The following is a 14334-nucleotide window of genomic DNA, read 5'->3' as shown; positions in this document are numbered from 1 at the left end:
AGACGGCGATCGTACAGTTGACCGTTCAGCCCATGATGTCGATGAGTCCGGGCACCCGCACCCGCGGCAGTGTGCCCGAGGAGGCGAATTCGCCCCAGGTCCGGCGCAGCTCGGGACCGGCGATATCGGTGGTCGCACCGTAGTCGAGGAAGGAATCGTGCCAGATATCGCCGGGGAAGATCAGCGGCAGATCTCCGGAGTGGGCCGCGTCGAAGAAGCTCCTGTCTCCGCGGGAGACGATGAGCAGGCGGGCTCCTTGACCGCCGGACATCCGGTGGCGGTCGTAGAATTCGCGTCCGGCCCGGGTATAGACTGCCGACGTGATTCCGGAGATGAGGGATTCGAGCATCGGCGAGGTCAGGGTGCGGTCGTGGAGGCGACGCAGTGCGGGAACGAAACCGGCGAAGAACGCCATCTCCCGTTCCGTGCGAGTCATGAGCACGTCGAATTTCGAAGCGACTTCGGCCCAGGCCTCGGCTGCCTTCGAGCGCGATGGCAGAGGGTACTGGCCGTAGCGGACTCCGAAGCACATTCCGGCATGCAGACCCCCGACGAGGGCGGCCTTGTGCACTTCTTCCTGCGCTCGGAGGATGCCGTCGACGCTGGCTTCAGGGTCGATCTTCGCAGCGACTTTCCCCATTGCCCAGTTCATTGCGTCGGTGCCGCCGGCGAGCCCCAGGGGTGCTGAGGCCATGAGCACACGATGGAAGAGTCCTTCGGTGCCTTCGGCGATCATGAGGTGGGCGCAGGCGTCTGCTCCGGCGCTTTGCCCGGCGATCGTGACGTTGTCCGGGTTGCCGCCGAAAGTGGAGATGTTCGTCTGCACCCAGCGCAGGGCGGAGATCTGGTCGAGCACTCCGAGGTTGAGGTGTTCGTCTCGGCCGGTTCCGAGATATCCGAGCACTCCGAGGCGGTAGGTCACGGAGACGACGATGATGTTCTGCTCGGCGGCCAGGGCGTGCGGATCGTAGATCTCCGCGTCCCCGGCCCCGGCGACGTAGGCTCCGCCGTGGATCCAGACGAGGACGGGAAGCCCCGCCTCGGTGATGGTGTCCTTCGGCATAGTCACGCTCACGCGCAGACAGTCTTCGCTGATGGGCAGCCCGCCGAGCTGGTCGAAGGTCATTCCGGCATTCGGGTCGCGGCGCAGCTGCGGGCTTGCCGGGCCCGGTCGACCGCCGTCGATGAAGTCCACCGGAGGTTCATCGACGGGAGGGAGGAAACGACCTGCACGGGCGTAGCGGATGCCCCGTGCGCGGATCACGTCGTCGTTGACGTAGGCGCGCACGCGTCCGCACGGGGCGGCGATGTCCCGTGTCTCCTCCATTTGGTCAGCTTACTTGCTGGGTTCGACCGGGGGTTCGGCCGACCAGGGGAAGACGATCCACTGATCGGTGCGCTTCCACACGAAGTCCGGGTCGATGATCGATGCGGACTTCGCGTAGATGACGGCCGACTGGGCTTCCGCACCGTGTTTGCGCAGCAGTTCGAGGACGAGGGCGAGGGTGCGGCCGGAGTCGGCGACGTCATCGACGACGAGCAGCTTCTTGCCCTTGATCGCTTCGATGTCGAGCATCGGGGCGAGCAGGATGGGGTCGGGCAGGGTCTCGTGGACGTCGGTGTAGAACTCGACGTTGATGGCGTCGGAAAGCTTGAGTCCGAGCGCGTAGGCGAGTGCTCCGGCGGGCAGCAGTCCACCGCGGGCTACGGCGATGACGATCTCGGGATCGTAGTCGGAATCCGCGATGGTCTGCGCCATCTCACGCGCCGATCGGCCGAACATGTCCCAGCTGAGAATCTCTTTTTCGTCGAGATCGGTCGAATCGGCGTGATAGGCCATGGATGCTCCTCGTGTCTGCCCGTTTGTGGTTCGAGCTTCAAGGATACGCTGTCGCCGGTTCAGCGCAGAAATACCTCGAGTCCGGCTATCTCCTGCGCCTGCGAACCGGTATGGGTCGGCGGGTTCGGGTTGACCCAGTACTCCCCCGTGTGGGCATTGCGTTCGAGCAGGCGGTAGTCGATGAGTTCGCGACGCAGCAGGGCGAAGTCCGGATGGAAATCCCCGAGGATGCCGTTGAGTCGTTTCTCGGCGTAGACCTGGTCCGGGTCGAGGGCGGCGAGGACTTCGATGAGGACGAGCACGAGGGCGCGTCGTTTCGTCGGAATGGCGACGATGCGACCGTTAGGCATGAACGACTTCAGAGTCTTCGCCCGAAACCGTGCGATCTCTGGGGCGATGACGGATTCGCTGCGGGAATCACTGTTGGATCCTGAACCCTGGTTCGCGGCGACGAGCGCGGTGCGGGCCGTGGTGTAGTTCTCACCGGTTTCGGTCATCCGCGTGCGAACGAGCTTCTTGAAATCCTTGTCCTTGGTCATGGTGTCACTTCCTCAAACGACCAAGTCTCCCCCAGCACGAAACCTGGTCAGGAAATCACCGTGCCGGTTTCGTCCGAGGATTCTCTCCCCTTCGCCATGCGGTCGGTGTGCTGGGAACACGACCTCGGCTGGGCGTTGGATGCGCCGAACACCAGTATAGACACAGTGGTCGGCGTTCGAAGCCGTTGCCGGTTGTCAGCTCTCGAGCGCTTCGAGGTACATCCACCGCCCGGCTCGGCGGACGAAGGAGGAGTTCTCTTCGAGGACATGATCGCCGAGGTGGTCTCGGAATCGCGCACGGAAGTGCACGGTGCCGGTGGCATCGTCGATTCCCCCGCCCGTGGTGGACACGATTTCGAGGCCGAGCCACGTGGTGGCGTCATCGACGCCGACATCGTCGGGTCGGGTCTTGGCATGCCAGGTGCGGAAGAGGTGGTCTTCGTTGCCGCGGACGAACGCGGTGTAGCGGGAGCGCATGAGCGCCTCGGCGGTGGTGGGCCAGATTTCAGCGTCGAGGGCTGGGCGGCAGCAGTCGTCGTAGGCGGTACCGGGAGGCATTCCGGAGCAAGGGCAGATCATCTGTCGATGATATCGGCAGTGGACAGCCGCAGGCGGCGTGCGAAGATGGAGTCATGACTTCACTGTTCCTGTCTGGAGATCCGAAGGCCGATGCACTCTTGGCCGAAGACCGCTTCGCTCTGCTTGTCGGGATGCTGCTCGACCAGCAGGTGACCATGGAGAGCGCCTTCGCTGGGCCGGCCAAGCTGGCCGACCGGCTCGGCAAGCTCGATATCGACGAGATCGCCGAGATGAACCCGGACGATTTCCTCGACATCTTCGCGCAGACTCCCGCGGTCCACCGGTTCCCGAAGTCGATGGCTGGACGGGTGCAGAAGCTGGCCGCGGCCATTGTCGACGAATACGACGGCAACCCCGAGGCTATCTGGACTGAGGGCGACCCCAGCGGCGCCGAGGTCCTCAAACGACTGAAGAAACTCCCCGGTTTCGGTGATCAGAAGGCCAAGATCTTCCTGGCGCTGCTCGGCAAGCAGTTCGAACTCCAGGCCGAGGGCTGGCAAGAGGCTGCCGGCGACTACGGTGACGCGGACGCCCGTCGTTCGATCGCCGACGTCGTCGATGACGTCACTCTGCAAGAGGTGCGTGCTTTCAAGAAGCAGCAGAAGGCTGCGGCCAAGGCGGCGAAGGCCGCGAACAAGTAACCGCAGTCGCCGAAAGGTCGGTGCTCCCACACCCTCGGGCGTGAGTTATCCACAGATTGGACTTCGCCTGTTCTAAAAAGCGTGCCTGTCGAATAATGTAGGGAATCCGGGTGTCGGCCGACGGGGTCGCGCCGCAGTTGCAGACCACAGAGGCGTGGAATGAGAACTGGATCGTCCCGACCGTATCGTCGACCTTCCCAAATATTCGTTGCCGTTTTCTCCGCGTTGAGTTTGGTCTCGGTCGTCGGCTGTGCCGACAACTCGCCGGTAGCCGCGCCGACGTCGACCCTGCCCGCACAGCAGCCCGACGGAGGGTCGACCGATAGTCCCGCCGAGGTGGCCATCCCCGACTACGAAACCCACCTTGACCTCGACAAAGAGGAAAAGAAGGCCGTCGAGGGCGCGCTGGTTGCGTTCGTCGGATATTTTCAGACGGTCAACAAGGCCTACTCAGGAGATTTCGCCGCGGCCGATAAGTTTCCAAAATATGCCAGCGGCGAAGCGCTGAAATCCGTCAACGGAGACGTTGATGTCATCAAGGATGGATCGTATGAATTCACTGGCAACGTCGCCCCTAGCAAGCTCGAAATAGAGAAGGTTGAGTCCGAGGCGGGAACTGATTCACCCAATGCAGTCACCGTTCACTTCTGCTTCGATCTTTCAAAGTGGTCGTTGTTACCTAAGAACGAATCGCAAACATCCAATGGCGATGATCTGGTGACAATGGAGCACAACATCTACAAAGACTCTGGCAACTGGAAAGTCACAGAACAAACCCTTCGAGAACGAAAATGTTGAAGGCGAATACATCTTTGGGAGTTTTCCTTGCAGTTGTCTTGACCCAATTACTATTTCTGCCACTTCCCGCGTGGGCCGCTCCTACCTGCGATATGCGAAACATCAACGGTTGCTCAGCTGACACCCCAGGCGGAGGTGGCGGGGGCGGCTCGGACAATGGCGGAGGGGGATCTGACGGCGGAGGCTCCGGAGGTGGCGGCTCTGGTGGTGGCGGCAACGGCGGCGGTGGATCCGGAGGTGGAGGTGGCGCCGGCGGAGGCGGCGGTCAGCCTGACTGCCCGACTGAAGACGTCGGCTATCTGTGCGTGAGTGAACCCGGCCCCGGTGGCGGAGGGGGCGGTGGCGGCGGCACTCCTGCGCGCCCCGATCCCCCGACACATATCCCCGAATCGCAGTTCCAGAATTTCGACATACCGGCTCCCACAATCTATGCCTGGCCGAAGGATTGGGCTGTCGTCGGCAAACCGGCGGCCTTCTGGACGGACATCGACGTCAGCTATATCGACATGACCCTGCTGACCTACGCAGTAAAGGTCAAAGTCACCCCAGAGCGCTTCAATTGGGACTTCGGAGACGGCTCGGGCACGACCACTACTGCGAAGGGGGCGAAGCCCCTGCCCGGCGGCACACCCCAGATCGGACACGAATACCAAGAATCCGGCAACGTGTCGGCATCGATGACTGCGACATTCAGCGGAGAATTCTCGGTCGACGGCGGACCCTGGCTCCCTATCGACGGATTCGCTCACGTCGCCAGCAACGACATCGGCATTGAGGTCTACCGCTACCACCGCTACCTTGTCGACGAAGACTGCTATTCGAATCCCCGCGGGCCGGACTGTGCCCAATCTGCCCGATGACGCCGTGACATTCTCAGTCGGAAAGGCTCGGCCCATCGCCCCGCCATGATCAGTGAACCCGTGACGAGAGAAACCTGAAACAATGGCCCCATGGTGTGCCGAATCAACGAGCTCCTGATCGACTCTCATTGGCCTATCGTCATCATCGGCGCGGGCCAAGCCGGACTGTCCGCAGCACATTACCTGTGGCGCGACGGCCTCGCACCGGGCAAAGATTTCATCATCCTCGATGCCGGAGACGGCCCCGGTGGTGCCTGGCGAGAACGGTGGGACTCATTGACCCTGGGCACTACCAACCACATCTCCGACCTGCCTGGGTTTCCTCTCGGACGTCCCGACCCGAACGTTCCCGCCTCGGAGGTCGTGTCCGACTATTACTCCCGCTTCGAACGCGAACTCGAACTCTGCGTCATCCGCCCGGCTGAAGTGGACACCGTCCGGTCCGAAGAACCCGGACAGGGACGGTTCACCATCACCGCCACCATCGACGGTGAACACGTGACGCTCTCCAGCGACTACCTCATCAACGCAACCGGCACGTGGACCCAGCCTTACGTCCCCTTCGTCCCCGGCATCGCGGAGTTCGAGGGCCACCAGCTGCATACCGTGAACTTCCGTGACGTCGAGGACTTCCGGGGGCTGCGCACGCTCGTCGTCGGCGGCGGAATCTCCGCCACGCAGTTTCTCCTCGAACTCGCCGAAGTGACCGACACTCTTTGGGCCACACGCCGTCCCCCGAACTTCACGTCCAGGCAATTCGACGGCCAATGGGGACTTGAGGTCGAACGAGCCGTTCGCGAACGAACTCTGTCCGGTCTGGCCCCAGCCAGCGTCGTCCGCACGACTGGCCTGCCGATCCGCAGAGAGTTCCGGGAAGGAATCGACTCGGGAGTTCTGGTGTCTCGTGGCATGTTCGACCGCATCCTTCCCCACGGCGTCCACTTCCCCGGAATCGGCGATACCGAGCTGCCGCCCACTTCTGAAGGCTTGGGTCCTTCGGCCAGCGACCACCTGGCAGTGCCCGAATCATGGGCGCCGTTCGACGAACCCCGTGTCGAAGAGGTCGACGTGATCTTCTGGAACACCGGGTTCCGAGCAGCACTCAAACACCTTGCACCGCTGCGCCTGCGCACACCTGATGGCGGAATCTCCATGGAAACCGAGGTCGCGGTCAAAGACGATCCACGGCTGTTCCTCGTCGGCTACGGATCAGCCAGTTCCACGGTCGGCGCGACCAGGGCCGGGAGGATAGCGGCTCGAGAACTGCTCAAACGCATGTCTGGCAGTCGGCAGCCTCAGCGCAGGTCTGGGGCTTTGAGCACCTGATCGCCAAAGCGAACCGTCGGCAGCATCTGTCGGAACTGGTCTTGAGCCTCTGTGTCATCGGCTTGCGCAAGCATGTCGACGCTGACCTTGAAGAGTCGACCGTCGACAGATATTCCGGCAACTGCACCGAACATCACGGAGTCCTCTTTGTCGACAGCTCGCATGTCATCGGGTGCCAAGGTGCCGTGGAAGACCCAGTACTCTCCACCGCTGAGTGATCCGGTGGCCTCACTGGTCATGGACGATCCCGACGTGCTGAACATCCTCTCCCGCGCCTTGTCCACCAATTCTTGAGGTGACGACTCGTCGTCATCAATGCAGTTGACAGTGATGATCGCGCCAGAATCAGCCTCGTAGAGCCGATAGCCGTCGTAGCCGGACCCATCTGCCCAGTCGGCGCCCAAGGCCAAACTGACTTCGACGGGACATTGTCCGCCCAGGTCGACAGTGGTCTCGCTCATCCCGTCTGGAATCGTCGGGCCGGTTGCGGTCGGCGAGGGCGACTGTCCGTCGCCGATTCCCACATTCGCCGGTTTGGATCCCGCATCTTCGGAGCTGCTGACCTTGAACGCCGAACATCCGCTGAGAGTCAGGCCCAGGGCCAGCGTCACCGCTACGAGTGGTCTGTTCATCATTGTCTGCCTTCACTCGATCGGTGGGGTCCTCCACATCGTACCCAATCATCTGGTCGTCCCCGGTCTCTGGCGCAAGCGTCAACTGCCGCCTAGCCTGGACTCATGACTGAGATCCCGCTTTTCGATGACTCCGATATCAACCGTGTGCTCTGCGTGGTCGCCCACCCTGACGATATGGAATACGGGGGTTCGGCAGCCGTGTCGAAATGGACCGATGAGGGCAAAGAAGTCGCCTATCTTCTGCTCACCCGAGGGGAAGCAGGAATCCGGGAGATGAGCCCGGAGGAAGTGGCACCGCTGCGCGCCGAGGAACAGCGTCGGGCGTGCAATATCGTCGGCGTCGACGATCTGGAGATCCTCGACTTCCCGGATGGTCTGCTGGAACCCACGCACGAGTTGCGTCGGGCAATCGCACGGAAGATCCGCGAGTTCCGCCCGAATGCGGTTGTCGTGACGACCTTCGACCTCCAGGTGCAATGGGGGCTCAATCATGTCGACCATCGCCATGCCGGCGTTGCCACCGTCGATGCAATTCGCGATGCGGACAATCCCTGGGTCTTCACCGATCTCAAGGATGAGGGACTGGAAGCGTGGAAGGCCGATCGGCTGCTCATCAATGGCGCCCAGCCCACTCACGCCGTGGCGCTCACTGCTGCACACGTCGACCGTGGTGTGCGATCGCTTGAGGCGCACAAGGTCTATTTGGACGCCCTCAGCGATCATCCGGCGCCGAAGGATATGATCCCCGGCATCACCACGAGCGGTGGAGAACTCGCCGGCGTCGACTACGCCCTGCCGATCACCGTCGTCGATATGTGAACACTTCGCCAATTGCTCCTCGTCAGCAGCCGGTGCTCCGAACCACTTCGGCCGGCACGCTGCTGATACAGAACAACCGGGTGGGACGCGTGTGCGTCCCACCCGGTTCGTACTTTGCGAGTCGAACCTTCGACCCGCGGGAGAAGATCAGGCTCCCAGAGCTGCGATTGCCGAATCGTAGTCGGGTTCGGTGGTGATCTCGTCAACGAGCTGCGTATACGTCACGGTGCCCTTCTCGTCGAGGACGACGACAGACCGAGCGAGCAGACCGGCGAGCGGACCGTCGACCATAGTCACTCCGAAATCCTTGCCGAAGGAGCTGCGGAATCCCGACGCCGTCACGACGTTCTCGATGCCTTCAGCGCCGCAGAAGCGAGCCTGGGCGAACGGAAGGTCATTGGACACGCAGAGAACAGTGGTGTTCTCCAGTCCGGAGGCGAGTTCGTTGAACTTGCGCACCGAGGCGGCGCACACTCCCGTATCGAGGCTAGGGAAGATGTTGAGCACGACACGCTTGCCCGAGTTGTCCTGTGAGTTCACATCACCGAGGTCGTCGCCGACGAGGCTGAATGCCGGGGCCTGTTCGCCCGTTGCGGGCAGTTCGCCGACGGTCTTGACCGGGGATCCCTGAAATGCTGTGTTGGCCATGCTTGACTCTCTCCTTCTTCAGAGCTGACTGCTGTCACTCTCACTCTACGTGAGACGGCGCCGAGGGGAACCTGGTGAATGCAGACCGGTCATTCGACCGCCTCTCGGACCGCTGATTCCCACCGGTGGCAGACTGCCGCTCAGCGACGACGGCGGCGTGAGACGACCACGAGTGCCGAACCGAGTGCGATGATCGCAGCAGCGAGGCCGATGCTTGTGGCAAGCTCGAGGCCTGTCCGCGGCAGGTCGGCCCCGCCACCTGCACCGGTTGCCGAACCGTCAGCTTCACGGCCGTCGGCGTCGCCGCCGTCAGAATTGCCGTCCGATGCACTGTTCGTCGAGCCGTCGTTCTCGGATGTTGCCTCTCCGGCATTGTCCTCCCCGTCAGCGCTTCCGGAGCTCCCGGAACCCGCGCCGTCGGAGGACCCACCGGCATCGGACTCGGCTCCAGCGGACGCCTTCGAGCCTGCCTCGGCAGTGGCTTCGCCGGAGCTGTCGGAATCCTCGCTGTCGCCGGAATCGTCATCGTCTCCGCCCGGTGCACGGCTGCTGGTGACGACCTGCCAGTTCTCGTCGAAGAAATCGGCGGGGTCGACGATCTGCTTCTCTTCCGCCCAGTCGATGAGTGCCTGACGAACCTCGACCTGTTCGTTGTAGACCTCTTTGAGTCCGTCGACCGGGTAGCCGCCGCCACCGGACTGACGATAGTTGTTGATGGCGAGGATGAACCGGTCATCGTCTCCGATTTCGCTGCCGTCGGCCAGCGTGAGGTTCTCGATCCTCTCCCCGGTCGGTTTGGAGACATTGATGTCGTAGTCGATTCCGGCAAGCGCATCGTAGTTGTAGTCCGGGATCGGAGATTCCGAGACTTCGTCGATCGCGTTCGTGCCGTCCACCGGGTCGAATTCGGCGCCTTCCTCGGTCTGCTTGAAATAGCGTGCCGAGAATTCGAGGTAGTCGCGCAGTTGAGCACCGTTGATCTCGACACCGGCAAGAGTGTTGTCGTAGACGTAGAGTCCTGCCACATCTCGGATCGTGATGTCGCCCGCCGGGAACTCTGCGGTGCGGCTGAAGGGTGATGCCTGCGAGATCACGGGAAGATCGGCATAGTCCGTTCCCTTCAGTCCTTCTTCAACCGTCTCGGTTTGGACATGGGAGATGAAGTCGAGGATGGCCGTGTCTTCGTAGTAGGAGGTCTTCGCCGACAGTGTTTCGGTGACCGATCCGATCTTCGTGTTCACGTAGTCGATCGTGGTCTGGTGCTGCTCATCGACAAGGTCATTGATCTCCTGGTCCTCAGCGACCTCCCCTTGTGTGGCAAGAGCGTCTGCGTGCGGCTCGGTCTCGCCCCAGTCCACGTGGTGGGTGTCAAGATTGATCGGCAGTCCCACCTCGGATACCGATCGCGCCCAATAGTTCGGTTGGGTGATGAGCACTTGGGTGCCGTCGTCACGGGTCACGACCTGACTGGGTTCGTTCTGATGAGTATGGCCGGCGACGAGGACATCAACTCCTGGCACTTTCGCTACCGAGGTGCTGACGTTCTCCTGCAGCTGGTCCGGATCCCAGCTCTGTCCCTTCGGATCTTTGCCAGAGTGGGACAGTACGACGATGACGTCTGCGCCCTTCTGTTTCATCTCGGGCACATACTTCTGTGCCGTCTCGACCGGATCGTCGAAGTGCACCTTCCCGGACAGGTTGTTCTTGTCCCAGATGCGGCTGCCGGGTGTGGTCACGCCGAGAACGCCGACGGTGATCGTCTCACCATCGACCTGTTTCTCCACCATCGAGTACGGGTCCAAATGGGTCTGTCCGTCGGCATCGTCGATGACATTGGCTCCGAGCAGCGGAAAGTCGACCTGGTCGCGGTAGGTGGCCAGCAGATCGAGGCCATAGTTGAATTCGTGGTTGCCGACGACCTGTGCGTCGTATTCCAGGTGGTTAAAGGTCTTGGCCAATGGGTGGGTTTGGCCGCTCGTCGTGATCGGTTCCTGTTTGGCGAAGTAGTAGGCCAAGGGATTGCCTTGGATGGTGTCGCCGTTGTCGACGAGGAGCACGGAATCGGCACCTTTGTCCTCGCGCACTCCCTTGATGAGAGTCGAGGCTCGGGACATGCCCAGCTCCTCCCCTGCAGGGTAGGGCTTGTTCGCGAAATAGTCCCAATTGAGTACGTTGCCGTGAACGTCAGTCGTCGCCAACAGAGTCAGTTCTCCGGTTGTCGCCGCCTGAGAGTCGGCGGGGGCGTCGGCACTGCCGAGGCCAGTCGCGGAGGCGGCCGCGGGGCCGGTGACGATGAGAGCGAGGGCGAGTGTGGACGAGGTCAGGGTGCGCAGACGCATGAGTCTCCAGAGAACTGGTCAGAGAGGATGAAAGTGATCCAACTCTCTTACCCTAGTGGGCGCTGATCGTTTTCTGAATGGATCTTGAGAGAAATTTGCACAAACTCTCTTGCGTTCACGCTGTGGTGGAATCGGCTCTATCAGCCTCATCCTTCGCAGACGCAGATTTAGCCTCGACGATGATGAGGATGACGACGACGGCCGCGCCGAGGACCGCAAGCAGGATCGGACCGAGTACCGGATCGACGGGGGCCAGCAGGCCGCCCGCTCCGTGTTCTTCGCCGTCGGCGCCCACCTCTGCAGATGACTGCCACGGCCAGAGCGCGCGGAGGGAACCGAACATCAGTCCTGCCATGACGATGAGGGTCCACCACCGGTGGTTGTGCAGGAAGTATTTGAGAATGTTGACGAAGACCGCCAGGCCGAGGATCGCGCCGAGCATGAAGATTCCGAGGTACCCGAAATCGCGTGAGTCCACGGCCCGCAGAGTGGTCGAGTACATACCCACTGCCAGCAGGAAGAACGATCCGGACACTCCGGGCACGACGAGAGCGCAGATGGCGATAGAGGCGACGAAGAAGACGGCGATGAGCGGTGGATTCTCCACGTCTGCCCCACCTGCCAGACTCGTCATCCAGAACGCGAGAGCGGCGGCGAGGATGAACGCCAGAACGCCGAGGAGCACGGGCTGCCGTGAGGAGCGGGCCGGCAACATCCTCAACGGCACCGCGATGCTGGCGGCGACAAGACCGAAGAACAGACCCCGGGAGAGTTCGGGGTTGCTGGTGACGAAGCCTTCCATGACACCGGCGATGGTGAACACTGCCGCGGCCATGCCCAACAGCACCGGAATGACGAGGAACCAGTCGGTGCGCCGCAGTTCCGCCAGAGCCCCCGCGGCACGGTTCGGTCCTGTCACGAGGGTCTTCGCGGCCGAAACGACGTGGGCTGCGGAGTCGATGAGCTGGTCGTAGACGCCGGTGACCAAGGCGATGGTTCCGCCGGAGACCCCGGGGACGAGTTCCGCGCTGCCGATGAGAAAGCCCCGGATCAGGTCGAGCGGGAGGAGTGCTTTGGATCTCTTCGGCGCAGCGGCGGTATCGGTCGGCGGGGTGTTCGTCATACTTTCCAGCCTATTAGATCCACCGGGCGCCGATGAGGTGCGACTCAGTCGCCGATCTCACCATCGATGTCTTCGCGGAGGATGTCCGCATGACCTGCGTGACGAGCGTACTCTTCGATGAGATGAATGAGGATCCATCGGACGTTGAACTTCTCTCCGTCACGGTCTCCTCGTTCGGTGAGCGTGTCGAGGTCGGCCACCTCGGTGAGGATTTCACGGGACTTCTCACAGGCCTGCTCGTGGTCCGCCAGGAGCTCGTCCGCGGTCATCCCTGACGCAGACTCGAAGTCCCAATCACGGTCGCTGTTCCAGTCGACGCTCGACCACGGCTCCCCCAGCTCTCGGCCCTGCAGCACTTCGACGAACCAGCTCTCCTCGACGAGCGTGAGATGGCGGAGGATGCCGCCGATCGTCAGAGACGATGAGGCCACGGCGTGGTCGAGCTGCTCGGGCGTCAGCCCATCGACCTTGCGTCTGACCACCTGTCGGAAGTACTCGACGAATTCTTCGAGCCCACGACGTTCGTTCGGGGAGTTGCTCGGATCGGTCAATGGCAGGGTCATGCTGAGCCTCTCTGACCATGCAGACGGCCTGAAGTTCGAACCAGGTGTATGAGGCTCAGTCTAGTTTTCGCCGACCGATGTCGAAGAGATTTCCTTCGGGATCTTTCAGAGTCGTCCATTCGATCCCATATTCGTCGAAAGACGCGAGCTTATGTGCACCCAAGGAGACCGCGCGGTCGACGTCCGCCGGATAGTGCGGATCGTCGAGGTCGATGTGCAGCGGGTTCTTCCCCTCTGCCCGTTCGTCGACCTTGAGGAAAAGCATTCCCGGGGTCGGTGACTCGCTGTTGTGGACTCCCCCGATGCTCGCAACGAACTCGTTGGCGCCGGGATCGATGTCGGCACCGAGGAGGTCTGCCCAGAAGATCGATTGTGCTTCCACATCGAGGCAGTCGAAGGTGATGCTCAAAGATGCCAGCGACGCCATGAGCGCGGTCCTTTCGCAGTCGGATAGGTGTTGACCCGACTCTAGAGCACCCCACAGACATGACAAGTCGAAGGCGTCATCGTCGGTTATCCGCCGTCATCGTCGCGTCACCCGCGGGGCTGGCGCGCCAACTGCCGCGACTGAGCGACGAGGCGACCGGCCGAGTCCCACAGTTCGCAGTCCTCTTCGAACATTCCACCGGCGATGTTCCGAGTGGACAGTCGCGCGCTGATCCAGCCGGGAGCGGGCAGGGCGCGGACGTGTGCGGTCAGTTCCATCGTCGGCGCCCAGTTGAAGCGACCGAGGTCGAACATCACCGGCGGAAACGAGTCGAGGAAAGTCAGCAATGACAGCGGGTCCGGGTCGGTCCCGTCGATGAGCCGAATCCAACCTTGCAGCACTCCACGACCACTGGGTTTGCCGACCGCGAATCCTGCGGTGGCCGGGTCGAGGCGCATATCGAACCGTTCGATGAGCGGCGCCGCCTTCTTGAAGTCCTCGCTGGCTTCGGCGACACCGACGCATTCTTCCGGTGGGGGCAGCTGGGGCGGCGTGGCTGTCGTGCCGACATCGTCGGGAAGGTCGCCGAGGTTGCCCATCGTCGCCATCGCCGAGATCGTCGGTGCCCCGTTCTGGGAGAGTTCGATGCCGTAGCTCGCCGTCGATCGGCCTTCGCGCAGTGTGCGCGTGGAGATGTCGACCGGACCTTCTCTGCTCGGTCCGAGATAGAAGGTGGAGATGACGAGGGGGTCCGGGGTGCTCGGGTTGACGGCCCGCAGGGCTTGTCCGGCGACTCCGAGGAGGTAGCCTCCATTCACGGCTCCGGCGACTTTCCAGCCGGCGTCGAGGTCGGCGGTAAAGCTGTGGTCGCCTTGGCGGGTGACTGCGGTGGCCTGTGAAAACTCACTGACGGTCGATTGACTCATATCACATACAGTACCAACAACTGAACGAACGTCCAGCCAGATTCAATGCCGACCGGACTGTCGTTCGTTGCCGTGACGATAGTGACCTGTTGCCCGTGCCAACAGCTGCTGGTCGGTGTCGTCATCTCGGCCGAGTTTGGGAATGAGCGCGGCAACCTTCTTTCCGCCGAGCTCCATGACGGTGCGGCCGCCTCGGCGAATGAAGAGGATTCCGGATTTGGTGATTTGGTAGTCGAATGGATCGTCTTCAAGGCTCATGTCTGGACTCCTT

The 14334-nt window shown here is 62.2% G+C and carries 17 protein-coding genes; 5 read left to right on the top strand and 12 right to left on the bottom strand.

The genetic code is table 11. The features are described 5' to 3' along the window. Positions 1-25 precede the first annotated feature (25 nt). The 4 genes from ACVZTU_RS07730 to ACVZTU_RS07715 form a co-directional block, all read right to left on the bottom strand. A complete protein-coding gene (locus tag ACVZTU_RS07730; RefSeq protein WP_446655693.1) occupies positions 26-1327 on the bottom strand; it encodes a carboxylesterase family protein in 1302 nt (433 codons plus the stop codon). 9 nt (positions 1328-1336) lie between these two features. Continuing rightward, the gene (locus ACVZTU_RS07725; protein WP_025778180.1) at positions 1337-1840 is read right to left on the bottom strand and encodes a phosphoribosyltransferase; all 504 of its coding nucleotides are present in this window, start codon (positions 1838-1840) and stop codon (positions 1337-1339) included. 59 nt (positions 1841-1899) lie between these two features. Further along, complete coding sequence (locus ACVZTU_RS07720) at positions 1900-2379, bottom strand: DUF2087 domain-containing protein (protein WP_482401682.1); 480 nt, start codon at positions 2377-2379, stop codon at positions 1900-1902. A 195-nt stretch (positions 2380-2574) separates the two neighbouring features. Next, positions 2575-2958, bottom strand: coding sequence for a YchJ family protein (locus ACVZTU_RS07715; protein ID WP_482401681.1), 384 nt, complete (start codon positions 2956-2958; stop codon positions 2575-2577). Positions 2959-3011: 53 nt separating this feature from the next. On the opposite strand from ACVZTU_RS07715, the gene ACVZTU_RS07710 reads away from it, so the two are divergent. The 4 genes from ACVZTU_RS07710 to ACVZTU_RS07695 all read left to right on the top strand — a co-directional run bounded on the left by ACVZTU_RS07710 (position 3012) and on the right by ACVZTU_RS07695 (position 6583). Beyond that, the gene (locus tag ACVZTU_RS07710) at positions 3012-3599 is read left to right on the top strand and encodes an HhH-GPD-type base excision DNA repair protein (RefSeq protein ID WP_139466906.1); all 588 of its coding nucleotides are present in this window, start codon (positions 3012-3014) and stop codon (positions 3597-3599) included. 159 nt (positions 3600-3758) lie between these two features. Next, on the top strand, positions 3759-4397 hold the full coding sequence (locus tag ACVZTU_RS07705; RefSeq protein ID WP_482401680.1) for a hypothetical protein: 639 nt from the start codon (positions 3759-3761) through the stop codon (positions 4395-4397). Positions 4398-4702: 305 nt separating this feature from the next. After that, a complete protein-coding gene (locus tag ACVZTU_RS07700) occupies positions 4703-5257 on the top strand; it encodes a hypothetical protein (protein WP_180345513.1) in 555 nt (184 codons plus the stop codon). 90 nt (positions 5258-5347) lie between these two features. Further along, positions 5348-6583, top strand: a complete 1236-nt coding sequence (locus tag ACVZTU_RS07695) for an NAD(P)-binding domain-containing protein (RefSeq protein WP_139466903.1) — start codon at positions 5348-5350, stop codon at positions 6581-6583. Here ACVZTU_RS07695 and ACVZTU_RS07690 read toward each other — a convergent pair. Continuing rightward, positions 6553-7215 (bottom strand): hypothetical protein, encoded by a 663-nt coding sequence (locus tag ACVZTU_RS07690; RefSeq protein WP_218973595.1) that lies wholly within the window; start codon positions 7213-7215, stop codon positions 6553-6555. The two genes, ACVZTU_RS07695 and ACVZTU_RS07690, sit on opposite strands and share 31 nt — an antisense overlap. A gap of 105 nt (positions 7216-7320) precedes the next feature. Here ACVZTU_RS07690 and ACVZTU_RS07685 point away from each other — a divergent pair, with 105 nt between their 5' ends. Further along, a complete protein-coding gene (locus ACVZTU_RS07685) occupies positions 7321-8037 on the top strand; it encodes a PIG-L deacetylase family protein (protein WP_482401679.1) in 717 nt (238 codons plus the stop codon). A gap of 147 nt (positions 8038-8184) precedes the next feature. Here ACVZTU_RS07685 and tpx read toward each other — a convergent pair whose 3' ends face one another. The 7 genes from tpx to ACVZTU_RS07650 all read right to left on the bottom strand — a co-directional run bounded on the left by tpx (position 8185) and on the right by ACVZTU_RS07650 (position 14321). Continuing rightward, entirely contained in the window at positions 8185-8685 is a 501-nt protein-coding gene (gene tpx / locus ACVZTU_RS07680) for a thiol peroxidase (protein WP_139466900.1), read from the bottom strand. A 140-nt stretch (positions 8686-8825) separates the two neighbouring features. Continuing rightward, on the bottom strand, positions 8826-11024 hold the full coding sequence (locus tag ACVZTU_RS07675) for a bifunctional metallophosphatase/5'-nucleotidase (protein ID WP_139466899.1): 2199 nt from the start codon (positions 11022-11024) through the stop codon (positions 8826-8828). Positions 11025-11139: 115 nt separating this feature from the next. Further along, entirely contained in the window at positions 11140-12147 is a 1008-nt protein-coding gene (locus ACVZTU_RS07670; RefSeq protein WP_139466898.1) for a DUF368 domain-containing protein, read from the bottom strand. Positions 12148-12191: 44 nt separating this feature from the next. Then, positions 12192-12710 (bottom strand): DinB family protein, encoded by a 519-nt coding sequence (locus tag ACVZTU_RS07665; RefSeq protein ID WP_482401678.1) that lies wholly within the window; start codon positions 12708-12710, stop codon positions 12192-12194. Positions 12711-12765: 55 nt separating this feature from the next. Further along, positions 12766-13137, bottom strand: a complete 372-nt coding sequence (locus tag ACVZTU_RS07660; protein WP_101544850.1) for a VOC family protein — start codon at positions 13135-13137, stop codon at positions 12766-12768. Positions 13138-13244: 107 nt separating this feature from the next. Beyond that, positions 13245-14063 carry a thioesterase family protein gene (locus ACVZTU_RS07655; protein ID WP_434594985.1) on the bottom strand — a complete coding sequence of 273 codons (819 nt, stop codon included), beginning with the start codon at positions 14061-14063 and terminating at the stop codon, positions 13245-13247. Positions 14064-14105: 42 nt separating this feature from the next. Further along, positions 14106-14321, bottom strand: coding sequence for a hypothetical protein (locus ACVZTU_RS07650; RefSeq protein WP_139466894.1), 216 nt, complete (start codon positions 14319-14321; stop codon positions 14106-14108). Positions 14322-14334 lie beyond the last annotated feature (13 nt).

The organism is Brevibacterium sp. OS20 (assembly GCF_056837565.1).
Note: the sequence above shows the minus strand (reverse complement) of the source record. Positions and strands in the feature narration are given on the sequence as shown.

Coding starts and splice junctions, on each gene's coding strand:
- ACVZTU_RS07730 (WP_446655693.1), bottom strand. CDS start 1,327: ATGGAGGAGACACGGGACATCGCCGCCCCGTGCGGACGCGTGCGCGCC.
- ACVZTU_RS07725 (WP_025778180.1), bottom strand. CDS start 1,840: ATGGCCTATCACGCCGATTCGACCGATCTCGACGAAAAAGAGATTCTC.
- ACVZTU_RS07720 (WP_482401682.1), bottom strand. CDS start 2,379: ATGACCAAGGACAAGGATTTCAAGAAGCTCGTTCGCACGCGGATGACC.
- ACVZTU_RS07715 (WP_482401681.1), bottom strand. CDS start 2,958: ATGATCTGCCCTTGCTCCGGAATGCCTCCCGGTACCGCCTACGACGAC.
- ACVZTU_RS07710 (WP_139466906.1), top strand. CDS start 3,012: ATGACTTCACTGTTCCTGTCTGGAGATCCGAAGGCCGATGCACTCTTG.
- ACVZTU_RS07705 (WP_482401680.1), top strand. CDS start 3,759: ATGAGAACTGGATCGTCCCGACCGTATCGTCGACCTTCCCAAATATTC.
- ACVZTU_RS07695 (WP_139466903.1), top strand. CDS start 5,348: ATGGTGTGCCGAATCAACGAGCTCCTGATCGACTCTCATTGGCCTATC.
- ACVZTU_RS07690 (WP_218973595.1), bottom strand. CDS start 7,215: ATGAACAGACCACTCGTAGCGGTGACGCTGGCCCTGGGCCTGACTCTC.
- ACVZTU_RS07685 (WP_482401679.1), top strand. CDS start 7,321: ATGACTGAGATCCCGCTTTTCGATGACTCCGATATCAACCGTGTGCTC.
- tpx (WP_139466900.1), bottom strand. CDS start 8,685: ATGGCCAACACAGCATTTCAGGGATCCCCGGTCAAGACCGTCGGCGAA.
- ACVZTU_RS07675 (WP_139466899.1), bottom strand. CDS start 11,024: ATGCGTCTGCGCACCCTGACCTCGTCCACACTCGCCCTCGCTCTCATC.
- ACVZTU_RS07670 (WP_139466898.1), bottom strand. CDS start 12,147: ATGACGAACACCCCGCCGACCGATACCGCCGCTGCGCCGAAGAGATCC.
- ACVZTU_RS07665 (WP_482401678.1), bottom strand. CDS start 12,710: ATGACCCTGCCATTGACCGATCCGAGCAACTCCCCGAACGAACGTCGT.
- ACVZTU_RS07660 (WP_101544850.1), bottom strand. CDS start 13,137: ATGGCGTCGCTGGCATCTTTGAGCATCACCTTCGACTGCCTCGATGTG.
- ACVZTU_RS07655 (WP_434594985.1), bottom strand. CDS start 14,063: ATGAGTCAATCGACCGTCAGTGAGTTTTCACAGGCCACCGCAGTCACC.
- ACVZTU_RS07650 (WP_139466894.1), bottom strand. CDS start 14,321: ATGAGCCTTGAAGACGATCCATTCGACTACCAAATCACCAAATCCGGA.